The following is a 16,736-nucleotide window of genomic DNA, read 5'->3' as shown; positions in this document are numbered from 1 at the left end:
ACACGCCGGAGCGGGGTTCGAGGAAGGCCCGCGGGGCTCGAACCGCCGCTCCGGCTCACCCGTGTGACCAAACGCGACCATGTCGTTTTGCGTGCCGTGAGAGACATGGGCGGTCGGTCATGTGCGAGGATGCGGAGGATCATCCACGAGTTCGGACCGAGAGAAGGGACCCCCCACGATGGTGGACAAGCCGGGTGGCGGCGAACCTGGCGCATCCAGCGGCACCGACCGTTCCATCGGTGAACTGGTCTCCGACGCCACCGACAACCTCTCCCGGCTGGTACGCCTGGAGATCAGGCTCGCCAAACTCGAGGCCAAGGCCGACGCCACACGGATCGGCAAGAGCGTCGGCGAGTTCCTCGCGGCCGGGGTGGTCCTCCACCTGGTCGCGATCCTCCTCTCGGTCACCATCGGTCTCGGCCTGATGGAGCTCGGCCTGGCGCCGTGGATCGCCTTCGGCATCGTCACACTCTTCTACCTGCTGGTGGCGGTGGTCCTCGTACTCATCGCCATCGTCAACCTGCGCAGGCGCCAGGGACTGGCCCGCACCGCCGAGACCACCTCCCGGCTCGTCAGCATCCTGCGCGGCGACATCAGGCCGCCCCGGAACGGCGACGGCGCGGTGGCCGTCTCCGGCGAGACCGCCCCCGCCGAGAAGTAGGTCCCCACCCAGGTGTTGGACGATTCGGTCGCCTACGTCGACGGACCCTGGAGGCACCGCACGATCGGTGCGGCGGGGGCGCGGTTCCACGTCGCCGAACTGGGCGACGGGCCGCTCGTCCTCTTCCTGCACGGGTTCCCCCAGTTCTGGTGGGCCTGGCGAGCCCAGCTGACCGCGGTCGCCGACGCCGGATACCGCGCGGTCGCCGCGGATCTGCGCGGATACGGCGCCAGCGACAAGCCCCCACGCGGGTACGACCTCATCACCCTCGCCCAGGACGCGGCCGGCCTGGTTCGCGCGTTGGGAGCCGCGGACGCGGTCGTCGTCGGGCACGGCGTGGGCGGGCTCGTCGGATGGACCGCGGCCGTGCACCACCCCGATCGTGTCAGGGCCCTGGCGGCGGTCGCGGCACCCCACCCCTCGCGCATGGGCCGGACCCTGGTGTCGATGGGACCGGGCGCCCGGCACCTGCTCCGGGCCCAACTGCCGGTCCTCCCCGAACACCGGCTCCTGGCGGACGGCTGCGTCCGTGTCGGTGACCTGCTGCGGGAGTGGAGCGGCCCCGGGTGGCCGGACGAGGAGACCGAGAAGCGCTACCGGCTGGCGTTCTCGATCCCCAAGGTCTCCCACTGCTCCCTGGAGTACCATCGCTGGATCTTCCGGTCGCGCTGGCGGTTGGACGGCGCTCGGTACAACGCGAGGATGCGGCGCCCCGTGAGGGTGCCCGTCCTCCAGCTCCACGGCACCGAGGACCGGGCCTGCCCGCCCCACGGCGCACGCGCCTCGCAGGGGATGGTCGCGGGGCCCTACCGTTGGAAGGGGATCCCCGGCGCGGGACACTTCCCGCACGAGGAGCGACCGGAAGAGGTCTCCCGGGCACTGGTGGAGTGGCTGGGGGGCGTGGCCGTCGTGGAGCGGTAGGCGGCGCGGAGGAGGACCCCGAACGGGCGCGGTGCCGTGGTGGCGCCGGTGGTCGTGGCGGCGTGATGACGGCGGTGAGGCAGTGATGGCGGTTTCCCCGAACGGTGCGGACGGCGATCGGGACCGGAACGAGCGGGGGCGCGCGCAGAACCAGCGTCCGCGCGACCGCTACGGTCGACCGATGCCGCACGGAAGCGTGGGCGAGGTCGAACGCGTCCCCGACGACGCCGAGTTCACCGTGGAGGAAGGACTGGAAACCGCCCAGCGGCTGCTCGACGGCGGGTACGCTTTCACCGCCCACGAGGTCCTGGAGGCCGTGTGGAAGTCCGTGCCCGAGCCGGAGCGCGAACTGTGGCGGGGGCTCGCCCAGACGGCGGTGGGCGTGACGCACGCCCAGCGTGGGAACACGGTCGGGGCCGCGCGCCTGTTGCGGCGGGGCGCGGACCGGGTGGCGGCGTTCGGACCGGAGGCACCGCACGGTGTCGACGCGAACGGGGTCGCGGACTTCGCCCGTGCGTTGGCCGAGGACCTGGAGGCGGGTCGGGCGCGGCCGGGTGACGGGATCGATCCCTCGGGCATGCGCCTGCGCGGGAGGTAGCACGAGGCGTCACCGAGCGCCGGAAGGTGTCCCCGCGTCTGGGGAGCTCCGTTCCCGGTTGGTGTGCGAATGCGTCCTTCTGTGACTTTTGGTGATGTTTCGGGCGCTGCGTGCTTGTATAAGGCCCGGTGCACGCTTTAACGTTAACATCGCATTAAAGCATTATGCGATAAGATAAAAGGCAAATGTCGCAGATAAAGTAATTTATCCACATCCTCAGATCACCATGTGGTCACATCTTTGACTCCTCCTGGGGAAAAGCCGAATCGCCTCTCACCTTTATTCGTCGTCGTGCGTAGAATCCCCGGATCACCGCTCGTGAACTCGTGGCGCGGGCGGTGCGCATCACACATAAAGATGGCACCGCTTCGACCCCGGACAGCGTGTCGTCGGGCCAGCTCAGGCTCCCTCCGGACGACGGTACGTCCGTGGCCTCGCGCGGGACCGACGCCCCAGAGGCGAACCGTTCCGTGCGTACCGTGAACGGGGCCGAAATGGTCGTGCCCGTCTCAAGGAGGACGGATTGTCTGGGCTCAACCTCGCCGCCGACGGCGGCATGGCCCTAGCTTTGGAAGGCAGCGACTTCACACTCGTCATCGTCGTCATGGCGGTGGCGCTCCTGGCCCTCGCCGTCGCGGGGATGCTGGTGCGTGAGGTCCTCGCCGCAGGGCAGGGCACCGAGCGAATGCAGAACATCGCGGTCGCCGTTCAGGAAGGAGCGGCCGCCTATCTCAAACGACAGTTCCGAACCCTCGCGGTCTTCGTCGTCGTCATCCCCCTCCTCCTGCTGCTGCTTCCCGCGGAGTCCTGGGGTATCGCGATCGGCCGTTCCCTCTTCTTCGCCCTGGGCGCACTGCTGTCAGCGGCCACCGGCTTCATCGGTATGTGGCTGGCGGTGCGCGGCAACGTGCGGGTCGCCGCGGCCGCGCGCGGCGGCGACGAGGCCGCCAGCCGGTCGGCGATGCGCATCGCCTTCCGCACCGGCGGCGTCGCGGGCATGATCACCGTCGGCCTGGGCCTGTTCGGCGCCGCGACCGTCGTCCTCCTCTACCGGGGGGACGCGCCGATCGTGCTGGAGGGCTTCGGCTTCGGCGCCGCGCTGCTGGCCATGTTCATGCGTGTCGGCGGCGGGATCTTCACGAAGGCCGCGGACGTCGGCGCCGACCTCGTCGGCAAGGTCGAACAGGGCATCCCGGAGGACGACCCGCGCAACGCCGCCACCATCGCCGACAACGTCGGGGACAACGTGGGCGACTGCGCGGGCATGGCGGCCGACCTGTTCGAGTCCTACGCCGTCGTGCTCGTGGCCTCGCTCATCCTCGGCCGGGTGGCCTTCGGCACCGAGGGACTGGTGTTCCCGCTGCTGGTCCCGATGATCGGCGTCGTCACCGCGATCATCGGCATCTTCATCGTCGCGCCCCGCACCCGGGACAGGACGGCGATGTCGGCGATCAACCGCGGGTTCTTCGTCTCCGCCGGAATCTCCGCGGTCCTCGTCGTCGGCACGGCGTTCTGGTACCTGCCCAGCAGCGTCGAGGGACTGTCCGGAGTCAGCCCGACGGTCGTGGAGGAGATCGCCGCCGCGGGAACCGACCCCAACCCGCGCCTCATCGCCGTCGCGGCGGTCCTCATCGGCCTGGTCCTGGCCGCCGCCATCCAGCTGCTCACCGGGTACTTCACCGAGACCGACCGGCGGCCGGTGCGGGAGATCGGCGACAGTTCCGAGACCGGTGCGGCGACCGTCGTCCTGTCCGGCATCTCGGTCGGCCTGGAGTCGGCCGTCTACTCCGCCCTGCTCATCGCGGGCGCCGTCTACGCCGCCTTCCTCCTCGGAGGCGGTTCCATCACGCTGAGCCTGTTCGCCGTCGCGCTCGCCGGCACGGGTCTGCTCACCACCGTCGGCATCATCGTCGCGATGGACACCTTCGGCCCGGTGTCCGACAACGCCCAGGGCATCGCGGAGATGTCCGGCGACGTCAAGGGCAAGGGCGCCGACGTGCTCACCGGTCTCGACGCGGTGGGCAACACGACCAAGGCGATCACCAAGGGCATCGCGATCGCGACCGCCGTCCTGGCCGCGACCGCGCTCTTCGGCGCCTTCCGCACCTCGGTGCAGGAACAGCTGACCATCGCCGACGCGGGTGCGGACGCCTTCTCCCTCTCCCTTGACCGGCCGGACGTGCTGGTCGGCGTCATCATCGGCGCGAGCGTCGTGTTCTTCTTCTCGGGGCTGGCCATCATGGCGGTGGGCAGGGCCGCGGGCCGCGTCGTCCTGGAGGTGCGGGACCAGTTCCGCACCCGACCGGGGATCATGGACGGGAGCGAGAAGCCGGAGTACGCGCGCGTCGTCGACATCTGCACCAAGGACTCGCTGCGGGAGCTGGTCACACCGGGTCTGTTGGCCGTCTTCGCTCCGATCGCCGTCGGGTTCGCGCTCGGCTACGCCCCGCTCGGCGCCTTCCTCGGCGGTGCCATCGCGGCGGGCGTGCTCATGGCGGTGTTCCTCGCCAACTCCGGTGGCGCGTGGGACAACGCCAAGAAGCTGGTCGAGGACGGGCACCACGGGGGCAAGGGCTCCGAGGCCCACGAGGCCACGGTCATCGGGGACACGGTCGGCGACCCCTTCAAGGACACCGCCGGACCGGCGATCAACCCGCTGCTGAAGGTGATGAACCTGGTGGCGTTGATCGTGGCGCCCAGCGTGGTCATCTACGCCGACAACATCGCGCTGCGCGTGGGCGTGACGGTGGTCGCCGTCGGTGTGCTCGTCGGTGCGGTGCTGTGGTCGAAGAGCCGGGGGTCCGGGACGGAGACCGACCTGGCGGAGACCGGCGGCTCGGCCGCTCCGAAGGGCGCCCCCGAGGTCGGGGACGGCGACACGGCGTCCACGGACGGCGGGTCCGCGGAGAAGGCCGACGCGTCGGACGACGGCCCCGCCGAGGCCGAGCCCGACCGCAGGGAGGAGGCCCACGCCGGAGAGGGCAAGGGCTAGGAGGTGTTCTCCGGGTCCTCCGCCGGGCTTCGGACCGTGTTCGGGCGACCGAACGACACCCCTCGGGTGGCCGTTCCGAAAAACAGGCCCCAGCCGTCCCGTCGGGGTGTGCGCCCCACCGGGCGGGGGTCGTGAGAACCACCGTGAGTACGAGGACGTGGCCGTCCGGGGTAACCCGGGCGGCCACGTCGCGTGCGCGGACCTAACCTTGGGGGGTGGGACCGTGCGGCGCCCTCGTGCGTGCCGGTCGTGTACGTCGGACACCCGTGCGTGGACGGCGAGAGACCTGACAGGCGTGACATGAGGAGGGTTCCCGGTGACGGGGTTGAAGGGGCTGGCGACGATCGTGGGCATCATGGTCGCCTTCATCGGCGGGCTGGCCGTGGTCGCGACGGTGCTGGCCGGATGAGCCGCACACTCCTGCTCATGCGGCACGCCAGGGCCGAGGCCGGTCACGGGGGCGGCGACTTCGACCGCGCGCTCGACGACACCGGCCGGAGGCAGGCGGAGGAGGTGGGCCGCCTCCTCGCGGCACGCGGGTACGCGCCGGACCACGTCCTGTGCTCCGCGGCGCTTCGGACACGGCAGACGCTGGACGGCGTCCTGGGCGCGATGGGCACGGACGCGGCTCCGGAGGTGGACTACTCCGAGGCGGTGTACTCGGCGGGTACCGACTCACTCCTGGAACTCGTGAACTACGTCGACCCCGACGTGCGGACGCTGCTCGTGGTCGCGCACAACCCGACGGTCGCCCAGCTGGCGGCGGCGTTCGTCGGTCACGGGGCGCTGGTGTCGTTCGCCCCCGCGACCGTGGCCGCCGTGGAACTGGACGTCGAGTGGCTGTACGCGGCACCGGGAACCGGTGAGGGCACGCTCCTCAACTGAGGAGGTTCCCGGGGCCGAGGCGGCCGCTGGGCCGGCCACGTGCCGGGACCGGCCCCACGCACCCGGTGGGGTTGTGACCCACGACACGCGCGTGGCGGTTTGCCGGAGCGTGAGTGTGGGGGTAGTGTTCTCCGAGTCGCTTCCGAACGGCCCAAGGTCGCAAGGGGCGACGGATTGACGCTGAGCGAGACGAACGCGAGATCTACGCGGGCGTGCCAGCACATCCACCCCTTTCCTGAGTCCTCACGGACTGAGCATGCGCTCAGTGTGTGTAAGCTCGGGGAGCCGCTTCACCAACCCGAACGGGCGAATCCGTCCGCTAGGGTGAATGAAGCAAAGCGGGCGCTTTACCCCGTTCGGTTGATCCGAAACCGCCGATTTGGCGGGACACGGAACACCTGATAAAGTAAAGACACAACAAAGCGGAAACGCAGACGCCTTCCACGGAAGAGCGACCGGACACACAAACCGGGGCTTGTACGGGAAGAGCGGTTGCTTCTTGAGAACTCAACAGCGCGTGTTTGATTTTCTTTAAGCCATGTTTGTTTTGGCCCCGTCACACACGAACCACGTGTTCGGTGTGAAGGGTTCCTTTGATTAACCACGAGAGTGGTTGGTCAGGATTACTTCTAGGTTTACCCGCCCAGACCCCTTTCAGGTGGTCGGGCAGGGTTGAGTGACCTTTATGGAGAGTTTGATCCTGGCTCAGGACGAACGCTGGCGGCGTGCTTAACACATGCAAGTCGAGCGGTAAGGCCCTTCGGGGTACACGAGCGGCGAACGGGTGAGTAACACGTGAGCAACCTGCCCCTGACTCCGGGATAAGCGGTGGAAACGCCGTCTAATACCGGATACGACCCACCACCTCATGGTGGAGGGTGGAAAGTTTTTCGGTCAGGGATGGGCTCGCGGCCTATCAGCTTGTTGGTGGGGTAACGGCCTACCAAGGCGATTACGGGTAGCCGGCCTGAGAGGGCGACCGGCCACACTGGGACTGAGACACGGCCCAGACTCCTGCGGGAGGCAGCAGTGGGGAATATTGCGCAATGGGCGAAAGCCTGACGCAGCGACGCCGCGTGGGGGATGACGGCCTTCGGGTTGTAAACCTCTTTTACCACCAACGCAGGCTCCGGGTTCTCCCGGGGTTGACGGTAGGTGGGGAATAAGGACCGGCTAACTACGTGCCAGCAGCCGCGGTAATACGTAGGGTCCGAGCGTTGTCCGGAATTATTGGGCGTAAAGAGCTCGTAGGCGGCGTGTCGCGTCTGCTGTGAAAGACCGGAGCTTAACTCCGGTTCTGCAGTGGATACGGGCATGCTAGAGGTAGGTAGGGGAGACTGGAATTCCTGGTGTAGCGGTGAAATGCGCAGATATCAGGAGGAACACCGGTGGCGAAGGCGGGTCTCTGGGCCTTACCTGACGCTGAGGAGCGAAAGCATGGGGAGCGAACAGGATTAGATACCCTGGTAGTCCATGCCGTAAACGTTGGGCGCTAGGTGTGGGGACTTTCCACGGTTTCCGCGCCGTAGCTAACGCATTAAGCGCCCCGCCTGGGGAGTACGGCCGCAAGGCTAAAACTCAAAGGAATTGACGGGGGCCCGCACAAGCGGCGGAGCATGTTGCTTAATTCGACGCAACGCGAAGAACCTTACCAAGGTTTGACATCACCCGTGGACCTGCAGAGATGTGGGGTCATTTAGTTGGTGGGTGACAGGTGGTGCATGGCTGTCGTCAGCTCGTGTCGTGAGATGTTGGGTTAAGTCCCGCAACGAGCGCAACCCTTGTTCCATGTTGCCAGCACGTAATGGTGGGGACTCATGGGAGACTGCCGGGGTCAACTCGGAGGAAGGTGGGGACGACGTCAAGTCATCATGCCCCTTATGTCTTGGGCTGCAAACATGCTACAATGGCCGGTACAATGGGCGTGCGATACCGTGAGGTGGAGCGAATCCCTAAAAGCCGGTCTCAGTTCGGATTGGGGTCTGCAACTCGACCCCATGAAGGTGGAGTCGCTAGTAATCGCGGATCAGCAACGCCGCGGTGAATACGTTCCCGGGCCTTGTACACACCGCCCGTCACGTCATGAAAGTCGGCAACACCCGAAACTTGTGGCCCAACCCCTTGTGGGAGGGAATGAGTGAAGGTGGGGCTGGCGATTGGGACGAAGTCGTAACAAGGTAGCCGTACCGGAAGGTGCGGCTGGATCACCTCCTTTCTAAGGAGTCTTTCACAGACCAGCGTTTTTCCTATGTGCTGGTCGGACTCGAAAGTGGACCCGCCGGGTTCCCTTGGTGGAACCGGTTGGGAGTGGCTTAGATGAGAATCGAACTTTGCCCCGGGCGACTAGAAGCGCCCGGGGGCGCGCTGTTGGGTGTCTGAGGAAGCAACCCTTGGGTTGGTTCCCGCGGACCGCCCCGGAGAACTCTTGTTCTGGTGGTGGGAGACGATGAGTCTTCTTGCTTCTGGTGTGAGTGGTGTTTGGGTATGCGGTTGGTGTTTTGATTTGTGAATAGTGTGCGCGAGCATCTTGTTATCTGTAGTGGCCAAGTGATAGTGGCATACGGTGGATGCCTTGGCACCAGGCGCCGATGAAGGACGTGGGAGGCCGCGATAGTCCACGGGGAGTTGTCAACCGAGCTTTGATCCGTGGGTGTCCGAATGGGGAAACCTAGCCCGAGTTGTGTCGGGTTGCCGCTGTCTGAATGTATAGGGCAGTTGGTGGTGACGCGGGGAAGTGAAACATCTCAGTACCCGTAGGAAGAGTAAACAACAGTGATTCCCTGAGTAGTGGTGAGCGAACGGGGAAGAGGCTAAACCGTGCGCGTGTGATAGACGGCAGTCGTTGCGTGTGCGGGGTTGTGGGGTGCATCTTTTCAGGTCTGCCGGCCTGGAGCGCTGATATCGACGATAGTTGAAGCTGTTGGGAAGCAGCACCGTAGTGGGTGAGAGTCCCGTAGATGAAGTCGTTGGTTAGGTGTTGATGTTCTCCCGAGTAGCGCGGAGCCCGAGGAATTCCGTGTGAATCTGGCAGGACCACCTGCTAAGCCAAAATACGTCCTGGTGACCGATAGTGCACTAGTACCGTGAGGGAAAGGTGAAAAGTGCCCCGGTGAGGGGTCGTGAAATAGTACCTGAAACCGTGTGCTGTCAAGCCGTCAGAGCTGACTTTCGGGTTGGTGATGGCGTGCCTTTTGAAGAATGAGCCTGCGAGTCATGGTGTGTGGCGAGGTTAACCCGGGTGGGGTAGCCGTAGGGAAACCGAGTCTGAAGAGGGCGTTGAGTCGCATGCTGTGGACCCGAAGCGGAGTGATCTACCCATGTCCAGGGTGAAGCGGGGGTAAGACCTCGTGGAGGCCCGAACCCACCAGGGTTGAAAACCTGGGGGATGAGGTGTGGGTAGGGGTGAAAGGCCAATCAAACTCCGTGATAGCTGGTTCTCCCCGAAATGCATTTAGGTGCAGCGTCGCGTGTTTCTTGCTGGAGGTAGAGCTACTGTTTGGCTGATGGGCCCGACAAGGTTACTGACGTCAGACAAACTCCGAATGCCGGTGAAGTGAAGCGCGGCAGTGAGACTGCGGGGGATAAGCTTCGTAGTCGAGAGGGAAACAGCCCAGATCATCAGCTAAGGCCCCTAAGCGTGTGCTAAGTGGGAAAGGTTGTGGAGTTGCTGAGACAACCAGGAGGTTGGCTTAGAAGCAGCCATCCTTTAAAGAGTGCGTAATAGCTCACTGGTCAAGTGGTTCTGCGCCGATAATGTAGCGGGGCTAAAGCACACCGCCGAAGCTGTGGAGCCCAGTCGTTTGGCTGGGTTGGTAGGGGAGCGTCGTGCATCCGGTGAAGCTGCCGAGTGATCGTGTGGTGGAGGGTGTGCGAGTGAGAATGCAGGCATGAGTAGCGAAAGCAACGTGAGAAACGTTGCCGCCGATTGACTAAGGGTTCCTGGGGCAGGTTAATCCGCCCAGGGTGAGTCTGGACCTAAGGCGAGGCCGACAGGCGTAGTCGATGGATAACGGGTTGATATTCCCGTACCCGTGCACGAGCGTCCAGTATCGAGGCGACGGATGCTAACCACGCTGGATGCCTAGGGTCCCTTCGGGGAGCTTGGGTTTTCTGGTCTGGGAACCGATGTTGTAGTAGGTAAGTGATGGGGTGACGCAGGAGGGTAGCTCTACCCGGCGGTGGTTGTCCGGGGGTAAGCGTGTAGGCTGGTGTGTTGGTAAATCCGCGCACCGTGTGGCTGAGACGTGATGCCGAGCCGTTTTTGGTGAAGTGAGTGATCCCATGCTGTCGAGAAAAGCCTCTAGCGAGTTCGTGTGTGGCCAGTACCCTAAACCGACGCAGGTGGTCAGGTAGAGAATACCGAGGCGTTCGGGTGAACCATGGTTAAGGAACTCGGCAAATTGTCCCCGTAACTTTGGGAGAAGGGGAGCCCTGTCTGGTGAAGATCTTTTCGGTCGGAGCTGGGTGGGGTCGCAGATAGCGGGGGGAAGCGACTGTTTATTAAAAACACAGGTCCGTGCGAAGTCGTAAGACGCTGTATACGGACTGACGCCTGCCCGGTGCTGGAACGTTAAGAGGACTGGTTAGTGGGTTTCGGCCCGCGAAGCTGGGAATCTAAGCGCCAGTAAACGGCGGTGGTAACTATAACCATCCTAAGGTAGCGAAATTCCTTGTCGGGTAAGTTCCGACCTGCACGAATGGCGTAACGACTTCCCCACTGTCTCAACCATGGGCCCGGTGAAATTGCACTACGAGTAAAGATGCTCGTTTCGCGCAGCAGGACGGAAAGACCCCGGGACCTTCACTATAGCTTGACATTGGTGTTTGGGATGGTTTGTGTAGGATAGGTGGGAGCCGGTGAAGCTGTCACGCTAGTGGCGGTGGAGGCGTTGGTGAAATACCACTCTGACTGTTTCGGGCATCTAACTTTGGACCGTGATCCGGTTCGGGGACAGTGTCTGGTGGGTAGTTTAACTGGGGCGGTTGCCTCCTAAAGAGTAACGGAGGCGCCCAAAGGTTCCCTCAGCCTGGTTGGTAATCAGGTGTTGAGTGTAAGTGCACAAGGGAGCTTGACTGTGAGACGGACGTGTCGAGCAGGAGCGAAAGCTGGGACTAGTGATCCGGCACCGGCGTGTGGAAGCGGTGTCGCTCAACGGCTAAAAGGTACCCCGGGGATAACAGGCTGATCTTCCCCAAGAGTCCGTATCGACGGGATGGTTTGGCACCTCGATGTCGGCTCGTCGCATCCTGGGGCTGGAGTTGGTCCCAAGGGTTGGGCTGTTCGCCCATTAAAGCGGCACGCGAGCTGGGTTTAGAACGTCGTGAGACAGTTCGGTCCCTATCCGCTGTGCGCGTTGGAGACTTGAGAAGGGCTGTCCCTAGTACGAGAGGACCGGGACGGACGAACCTCTGGTGTGCCAGTTGTCCTGCCAAGGGCATGGCTGGTTGGCTACGTTCGGGAGGGATAACCGCTGAAAGCATCTAAGCGGGAAGCTTGCTTCGAGATGAGGTCTCCTGCCTCCTTTGAGAGGGTAAGACTCCCTAGAGACGATAGGGTTGATAGGCCGGGTGTGGAAGCCTTGTGAGGGGTGGAGCTGACCGGTACTAATAGGTCGAGGGCTTGTCCGCTGCAGATAATTGGGTGTTCGCGCATACTGTTTCACACGGTTTTCCGCTGTGGCTCCTTGGTTCCCTTTGTGGGGGTGGGGGTTGTGGTGGTGTTGGGTTTCCGTGGTGGTTATGGCAGAGGGGTTACACCCGGTAACTTTCCGAACCCGGTCGTTAAGTCCTTGTGCGCTGATGGTACTGCCCTGTGGTGGGGTGGGAGAGTAGGTCGCTGCCACGGTTTTTCTTGGGGGGGTCGTCCTTGACGGGGCGGCCCCCTTCTTTTTGCGCCGACCATTGTGAACATGTGAAAATCCTGCTGGCCTTGTCGGAGGCATCGCGTACACTCGCCGCGATCTAGTGGAAGGCAGCCTGTTGACTGTTACGCCCAACTACCCTCCGAAGCCTGATCCGGTGACCAAGGCAGGCTATGTGCTCGAATTCGACGAGAACTTCACCGGTGAGCGACTCGACCCCACCCGGTGGATCCCCTATTACCTGCCGCAGTGGTCGAGCCGGGCCGCTGCGGCGGCTCGCTACCGAGTCGGCGGCGGGCACCTGGATCTGAGAATCGAGGATGACCAGCAGCCCTGGGCGCCTCCCCTGGACGGGCAGATGCGCGTCTCGAGCCTCCAGACCGGCCTGTTCGCCGGGCCGCTCGGGAGCGACATCGGTCAGCACGGCGTCCACCCGGCGGCCCGAGTCCGCGAGGAGTGGAAGAACCAGCGACTCTACACACCCCACTACGGGGTGATCGAGATGCGTGCCAAGGCCATCGCCGATGCGGACTGCATGGTGGCTCTGTGGATGATCGGTTACGAGGAGGTTCCTGAGCGGTCGGGGGAGATCTGCGTCGCCGAGATCTTCGGACGTGACGTCTCACCCGAGTCGGCGGCGGTCGGCATGGGCGTCCATCCTTTCGACGACCCCACCCTCCACGAAGACTTCACACAGGTCAGAGTCGAGATCGATGTCCGTCGATTCCACACCTACACCGTGGAATGGACCCCGGAGCACGTCGCCTTCTTCATCGACGGCCACCTCCAGCGCAGTCTCGACCAGTCCCCGGACTACCCGATGCAGCTGATGCTGAACATCTACGAGTTCCCCGCTGAACGCCCGGAGCCCGAAACCGCCCGCCCGAAACACTTCGTCGTCGACTATGTGCGGGGCTACCGGCCAGACGGCGTTCCGACCAGCCACCTCCGTGGGAGCGCCGCCGCAGCCGACTGACCCACCGCGGTTCTCCCGTCGGTCCGACTCCCCCCGGTGCGACACGGCTGGGCGCACGGGTACGCGCGAACCGGGGCGGGAGGTCCTTGCCCCCGCCTCACCCGCGCCCTACCCGTGCAGGTCGGCGGCCTCGATCTCCTCGCGCGTGATGCCCAGGATGAAGGCGATCGCGTCCAGGTAGGGAACGGTCACCGACGTGTCAGCCTGTTCCCGGACCACGGGCTTGGCGTTGAAGGCCACACCCAACCCCGCGGTCTGGAGCATGTCCAGGTCGTTGGCGCCGTCCCCGATGGCGACCGTCTGGGTGAGCGGGACCCCGGCCTCGTCGGCAAACTGCTGGAGGGTCGTCGCCTTGCCCTTGCGGTCGATGATCGGCCCGACCAGTTCACCGGTGAGCTTCCCGTTCACGACCTCGAGGGTGTTCGCCGCCGAGTAGTCGAGGTCCAGGAGCTCCACCAGGGAGTCGGTGATCTGGGTGAACCCGCCGCTGACGATGCCGCACTCGTAGCCCAGGCGCTTCAACGTACGTACCAGGGTTCGGGCGCCCGGGGTCAGGACGATTTCCTCGCGCACACGGTCGATCGCGGAGGCGTCCAGGCCGCGGAGCAGTGCGACACGGGCACGGAGGGACTCCTCGAAGTCCAGTTCCCCGCGCATCGCCTGTTCGGTGACCTTGGCGATCTCCGCCTCGCAACCGGCGTGGGCGGCCAGGAGCTCGATCACCTCGCCCTGGATCAGGGTCGAGTCCACGTCCATGATGATGAGGTGCTTGCCCCGGCGGTGCAGCCCGCTCGACTGGACGGCGACGTCCACGGCCTGGGTGCTCGCCTCCATCGCGAGCTCGGCGCGGAGCTGGTCGGCGCTGCCCCCGGAGATGTCCATCTCGACGGAGGTCACGGGATAGCTGGAGAGCCGCTCGATACGGTCGATATTGGCCCCCGCCCGGGCGACACAGGACGTGATCGCGGCCAGGGCGCCGGGGCGGAGCGGATCCGCCAGGACGGTGACGTGCAGGCGGTTGGGGTCGTAGGCGTTGACCCGACCGTTTCCGTCCCCGTACTCGGTCTCCATGTCGAGGTCGATCGCGGTCTTGTCCAGCGCGCCGCGGACCTCTTCGAAGACCCGGTGCCGGGTCACGCCGGGGGCGACGCGTTCGTCCACCTCCAGGATCGCCCCCAGGACCAGGCGACCACCGAGGACGACCTGCTCCAGGTCGACGATGGCCACCGGGAAGACGGAGAGGGTGCTGAGCAGACGCGCGCTGATGCCCGGACGGTCTCGTCCGGTCACCGTGACCGACAACGTGGTTTCATCATTCATGACGCCATCCACGGTACTCGGCCCGGACCTGCGAGTGATCGGCAGGTCAGCCTCTTTTCGCAGGTCGTTCACTATATGGACAGCTGTTAACGCTTCGGCTGCTTCGCCTTGACGTCGATTCCGCCCAACATGCAGGTGCCGGTGAGCCGGACGACCGGCGCGTTCGGCTCCGTGACCTGGTCCGTACCGTGCACGTCGGTCCCGCCCAGGATCGCGGACGTGTTGTTGATCACCCTGACCCCATGCGGCACGGTGATGTCGACCCCGCCCATGATGACGGCCAACTGGATCGTCACCTCGTTCTGGCTGAGGACGGCCTCACGCAGGTCCAGTTCCACTCCGCCGCACAGCACGGACACGTTGGTGCGCGGCTCCACCAGCCAACGGCCCTTGCGCTCGCAGCCGCCGAAGACGGCCACCAGGTTCTCCGATCCCTTGCTCCGTCCGGCCAGGTCCCGAGCCTCCGCTCCCAGGGCGGGATGTTCCTCCCGTTGGTTCGTCGGCAGGTCCCGGACCAAAGGTGCGAGTTCGCCGACGGTCTTGGCGCGGTAGAGGCCGTCCAACCGTTCCTCGAGCTCCACCGGGCTCAGCCGGCCTTCGGCCAGGGCTTCCCGAAGCCTGGCGGCGACCTCGTCGCGGTCCGCGTCGGAGGCTCGGATGTGGTCGGGCTGCATGGTCTCCTCGTTCCCTCGTGTCCACCTGCCATCCAGTATTGGGGGAGATCCGTCGTGTCGGATCAGGTGATTCCCCTGGGAGAACCCCGAGATTCGGTCACCTCGGCGCCGGCTAACCGCGTGGGGCGATCGCCGCGTGCGCGGCCACCTGTGCGCGGCGCACGGCCATGTCGAGCTTCCGGAGCGCCTCACGGCGACTCTCCGCCTGGTGGGCGGTGAGCCCCCGGCCGGAGAGCGGTTCGGCCAGTTCGACGATGTACGCGAGCCGCTCGGCCTGGGCGGCCAGTCGGTGGGCCCGCGGCGGGTAGCCGTGCGCGAGCGGAGGGGACTGCCGCGTCTCCAGGGCGCCGAGGGCCTCGGCTCCGAACCCGGTGACGTCGTCCACCCCCTCCAGGGTCCGGGTGACCTCGAGGAGGGTCAGCTTGAGCCGCTGCTCGGCCTCGGCCAGATCGGGAACCTGGGGCACGGCGTTGGTGGCCCGGAACGGCGTCCACGAAACGCCCACGTAGGATGATCCCCGCCGGTCGGGTGTGGGCACCAGGCCCACCTGTTCGCCGGCGAGCTGCACCAGGACGCCTTCCCTGGCCTCCACGGCGGCCTGGTTGAGTTCCTTGGGGCCGACCAGTCCCAGCGGATCCCCCCAGGTGGGCAGCGCGAGCCGGAACACCGACAACCCGAGGCCGCCCAGGCGAACCAGTGCGGACCGGAGGGGGACGCCACTGTCGAACGGCAGGTCGTCGGCGGGTACTGTCCCGATCAGGCTGGGGCCGCCGCGGCGCTCCACGGCGTCGACGGCGTCGTCCAGCCCGACGTGTCCGGACAGCCAGGCGTTGCCCCAGGCGACGAGCGGTGCGGACGTGAGATGCATTGCTACAGGGTAGGTCGGCCGGTGCACCGGTGCGGGACGTGAGGTGAGGGAGGACGATGGACGGGCGTGTGGTGGGCCTGAACGGGGTCACGGTGCGGCGCGGGGGTTCGGCTCTGCTGAACGGGGTCGACTGGACGGTCCGGGAGGGTGAACGGTGGGTCATCCTCGGACCGAACGGCGCGGGAAAGACCACGCTGCTCAACGTCGCCTCCAGTCAGCTGTTCCCGACGGGGGGCTCGGTGGAGATCCTCGGTGAGCGGCTCGGCGGTGTCGACGTGTTCGAACTGCGGCCGCTGATCGGTTACGCGAGCGCCGCTGTGGCGGGGCGGATCGAGGAGGGGACCCCGGTCATCGACCTGGTGCTCAGCGCCGCCTACGGCTATCTGGGCCGGTTCCGGGAGGAGTACGGGATCCCGGACTACGGGCGGGCCCGTGCGCTGCTCGGCCACTGGGGTGTGGGCGACCTCGCCGACCGCGAGTTCCACACGCTGTCCGAGGGAGAGCGCAAACGCGTCCTCATCGCCCGCGCGCTCATGGCCGACCCGGAGGTGCTGCTGCTGGACGAGCCCGCGGCGGGGCTGGACCTGGGCGGCCGTGAGGACCTGCTGCGGAGGTTGGGCGCGCTCGCCCGCAACGAGGCGGCGCCGACACTCGTCGTGGTCTCGCACCACGTGGAGGAGATCCCGGTGGGCTTCACGCACGGTCTGCTGCTGCGGGAGGGCGGTGTGGTCGCCGCGGGTCCGCTGGACGAGGTCATGACGGCGGACACGCTGTCGCAGACCTTCGACCTGCCCCTGAAGGTGGAGCGTGACGGCGACCGGTGGAGCGCCCGCGCCTTCTGACAATTTGGGATTGAGTTAATCGGAGCAATCTATTGACCACAATTCCTATGTCTGTCCGGATGTGGTAGCTCCTGAGGTATATGGGGTAGCGTCATCGAACGGTGAGTGGATCGCTCCATTTCGGCGCGCTTTATGATC

Annotated in this window: 10 protein-coding genes and 3 rRNA genes; 10 read left to right on the top strand and 3 right to left on the bottom strand. The window is 65.5% G+C overall.

Annotated features, from left to right (window positions below; translation table 11 throughout):
- Nucleotides 1–178 precede the first annotated feature (178 nt).
- The 9 genes from KIK06_RS21385 (at nt 179) to KIK06_RS21345 (ending at nt 12,894) form a co-directional block, all read left to right on the top strand.
- Nucleotides 179–661: a phage holin family protein gene (locus tag KIK06_RS21385; RefSeq protein ID WP_268644848.1), complete on the top strand. Its 483-nt coding sequence runs from the start codon at nt 179–181 to the stop codon at nt 659–661.
- A 12-nt stretch (nt 662–673) separates the two neighbouring features.
- The gene (locus KIK06_RS21380) at nt 674–1,582 is read left to right on the top strand and encodes an alpha/beta fold hydrolase (RefSeq protein ID WP_268644847.1); all 909 of its coding nucleotides are present in this window, start codon (nt 674–676) and stop codon (nt 1,580–1,582) included.
- Between the two features lie 85 nt (nt 1,583–1,667).
- Nucleotides 1,668–2,180: a DUF309 domain-containing protein gene (locus KIK06_RS21375; protein WP_268644846.1), complete on the top strand. Its 513-nt coding sequence runs from the start codon at nt 1,668–1,670 to the stop codon at nt 2,178–2,180.
- Nucleotides 2,181–2,736: 556 nt separating this feature from the next.
- Nucleotides 2,737–5,172 carry a sodium-translocating pyrophosphatase gene (locus tag KIK06_RS21370; RefSeq protein ID WP_268646102.1) on the top strand — a complete coding sequence of 812 codons (2,436 nt, stop codon included), beginning with the start codon at nt 2,737–2,739 and terminating at the stop codon, nt 5,170–5,172.
- 405 nt (nt 5,173–5,577) lie between these two features.
- Nucleotides 5,578–6,057, top strand: coding sequence for a SixA phosphatase family protein (locus tag KIK06_RS21365; protein ID WP_268644845.1), 480 nt, complete (start codon nt 5,578–5,580; stop codon nt 6,055–6,057).
- 682 nt (nt 6,058–6,739) lie between these two features.
- Nucleotides 6,740–8,272: ribosomal RNA gene (locus tag KIK06_RS21360) — 16S ribosomal RNA — on the top strand.
- Nucleotides 8,273–8,597: 325 nt separating this feature from the next.
- A 23S ribosomal RNA gene (locus tag KIK06_RS21355) occupies nt 8,598–11,686 on the top strand.
- A gap of 100 nt (nt 11,687–11,786) precedes the next feature.
- Nucleotides 11,787–11,902, top strand: a 5S ribosomal RNA gene (rrf, locus tag KIK06_RS21350).
- Together the 16S, 23S and 5S rRNA genes form the textbook arrangement of a ribosomal RNA operon.
- 173 nt (nt 11,903–12,075) lie before the next feature.
- Nucleotides 12,076–12,894, top strand: a complete 819-nt coding sequence (locus tag KIK06_RS21345; RefSeq protein ID WP_268644844.1) for a glycoside hydrolase family 16 protein — start codon at nt 12,076–12,078, stop codon at nt 12,892–12,894.
- A gap of 108 nt (nt 12,895–13,002) precedes the next feature.
- On the opposite strand, the gene serB is transcribed toward KIK06_RS21345, so the two are convergent.
- The 3 genes from serB to KIK06_RS21330 form a co-directional block, all read right to left on the bottom strand.
- Nucleotides 13,003–14,214, bottom strand: a complete 1,212-nt coding sequence (serB, locus tag KIK06_RS21340) for a phosphoserine phosphatase SerB (protein WP_026128224.1) — start codon at nt 14,212–14,214, stop codon at nt 13,003–13,005.
- 86 nt (nt 14,215–14,300) lie between these two features.
- The gene (locus tag KIK06_RS21335; protein WP_017602003.1) at nt 14,301–14,888 is read right to left on the bottom strand and encodes a DUF1707 SHOCT-like domain-containing protein; all 588 of its coding nucleotides are present in this window, start codon (nt 14,886–14,888) and stop codon (nt 14,301–14,303) included.
- A 112-nt stretch (nt 14,889–15,000) separates the two neighbouring features.
- Complete coding sequence (locus tag KIK06_RS21330) at nt 15,001–15,756, bottom strand: hypothetical protein (RefSeq protein WP_268644843.1); 756 nt, start codon at nt 15,754–15,756, stop codon at nt 15,001–15,003.
- 56 nt (nt 15,757–15,812) lie between these two features.
- On the opposite strand from KIK06_RS21330, the gene KIK06_RS21325 reads away from it, so the two are divergent.
- Entirely contained in the window at nt 15,813–16,598 is a 786-nt protein-coding gene (locus KIK06_RS21325) for an ABC transporter ATP-binding protein (RefSeq protein WP_017602001.1), read from the top strand.
- Nucleotides 16,599–16,736: the final 138 nt, after the last annotated feature.

Origin of the sequence: Nocardiopsis sp. EMB25 (assembly GCF_026797795.1) — a bacterium.
In the GTDB taxonomy this organism is placed as follows: domain Bacteria; phylum Actinomycetota; class Actinomycetes; order Streptosporangiales; family Streptosporangiaceae; genus Nocardiopsis; species Nocardiopsis lucentensis.
Note: the sequence above shows the minus strand (reverse complement) of the source record. Positions and strands in the feature narration are given on the sequence as shown.

Bases quoted from the DNA above. Each gene is read 5' to 3' on its own strand.
- KIK06_RS21385 (WP_268644848.1), top strand. From the start codon at position 179: ATGGTGGACAAGCCGGGTGGCGGCGAACCTGGCGCATCCAGCGGCACC.
- KIK06_RS21375 (WP_268644846.1), top strand. From the start codon at position 1,668: ATGGCGGTTTCCCCGAACGGTGCGGACGGCGATCGGGACCGGAACGAG.
- KIK06_RS21370 (WP_268646102.1), top strand. From the start codon at position 2,737: ATGGCCCTAGCTTTGGAAGGCAGCGACTTCACACTCGTCATCGTCGTC.
- KIK06_RS21365 (WP_268644845.1), top strand. From the start codon at position 5,578: ATGAGCCGCACACTCCTGCTCATGCGGCACGCCAGGGCCGAGGCCGGT.
- serB (WP_026128224.1), bottom strand. From the start codon at position 14,214: ATGAATGATGAAACCACGTTGTCGGTCACGGTGACCGGACGAGACCGT.
- KIK06_RS21335 (WP_017602003.1), bottom strand. From the start codon at position 14,888: ATGCAGCCCGACCACATCCGAGCCTCCGACGCGGACCGCGACGAGGTC.
- KIK06_RS21330 (WP_268644843.1), bottom strand. From the start codon at position 15,756: ATGCATCTCACGTCCGCACCGCTCGTCGCCTGGGGCAACGCCTGGCTG.
- KIK06_RS21325 (WP_017602001.1), top strand. From the start codon at position 15,813: ATGGACGGGCGTGTGGTGGGCCTGAACGGGGTCACGGTGCGGCGCGGG.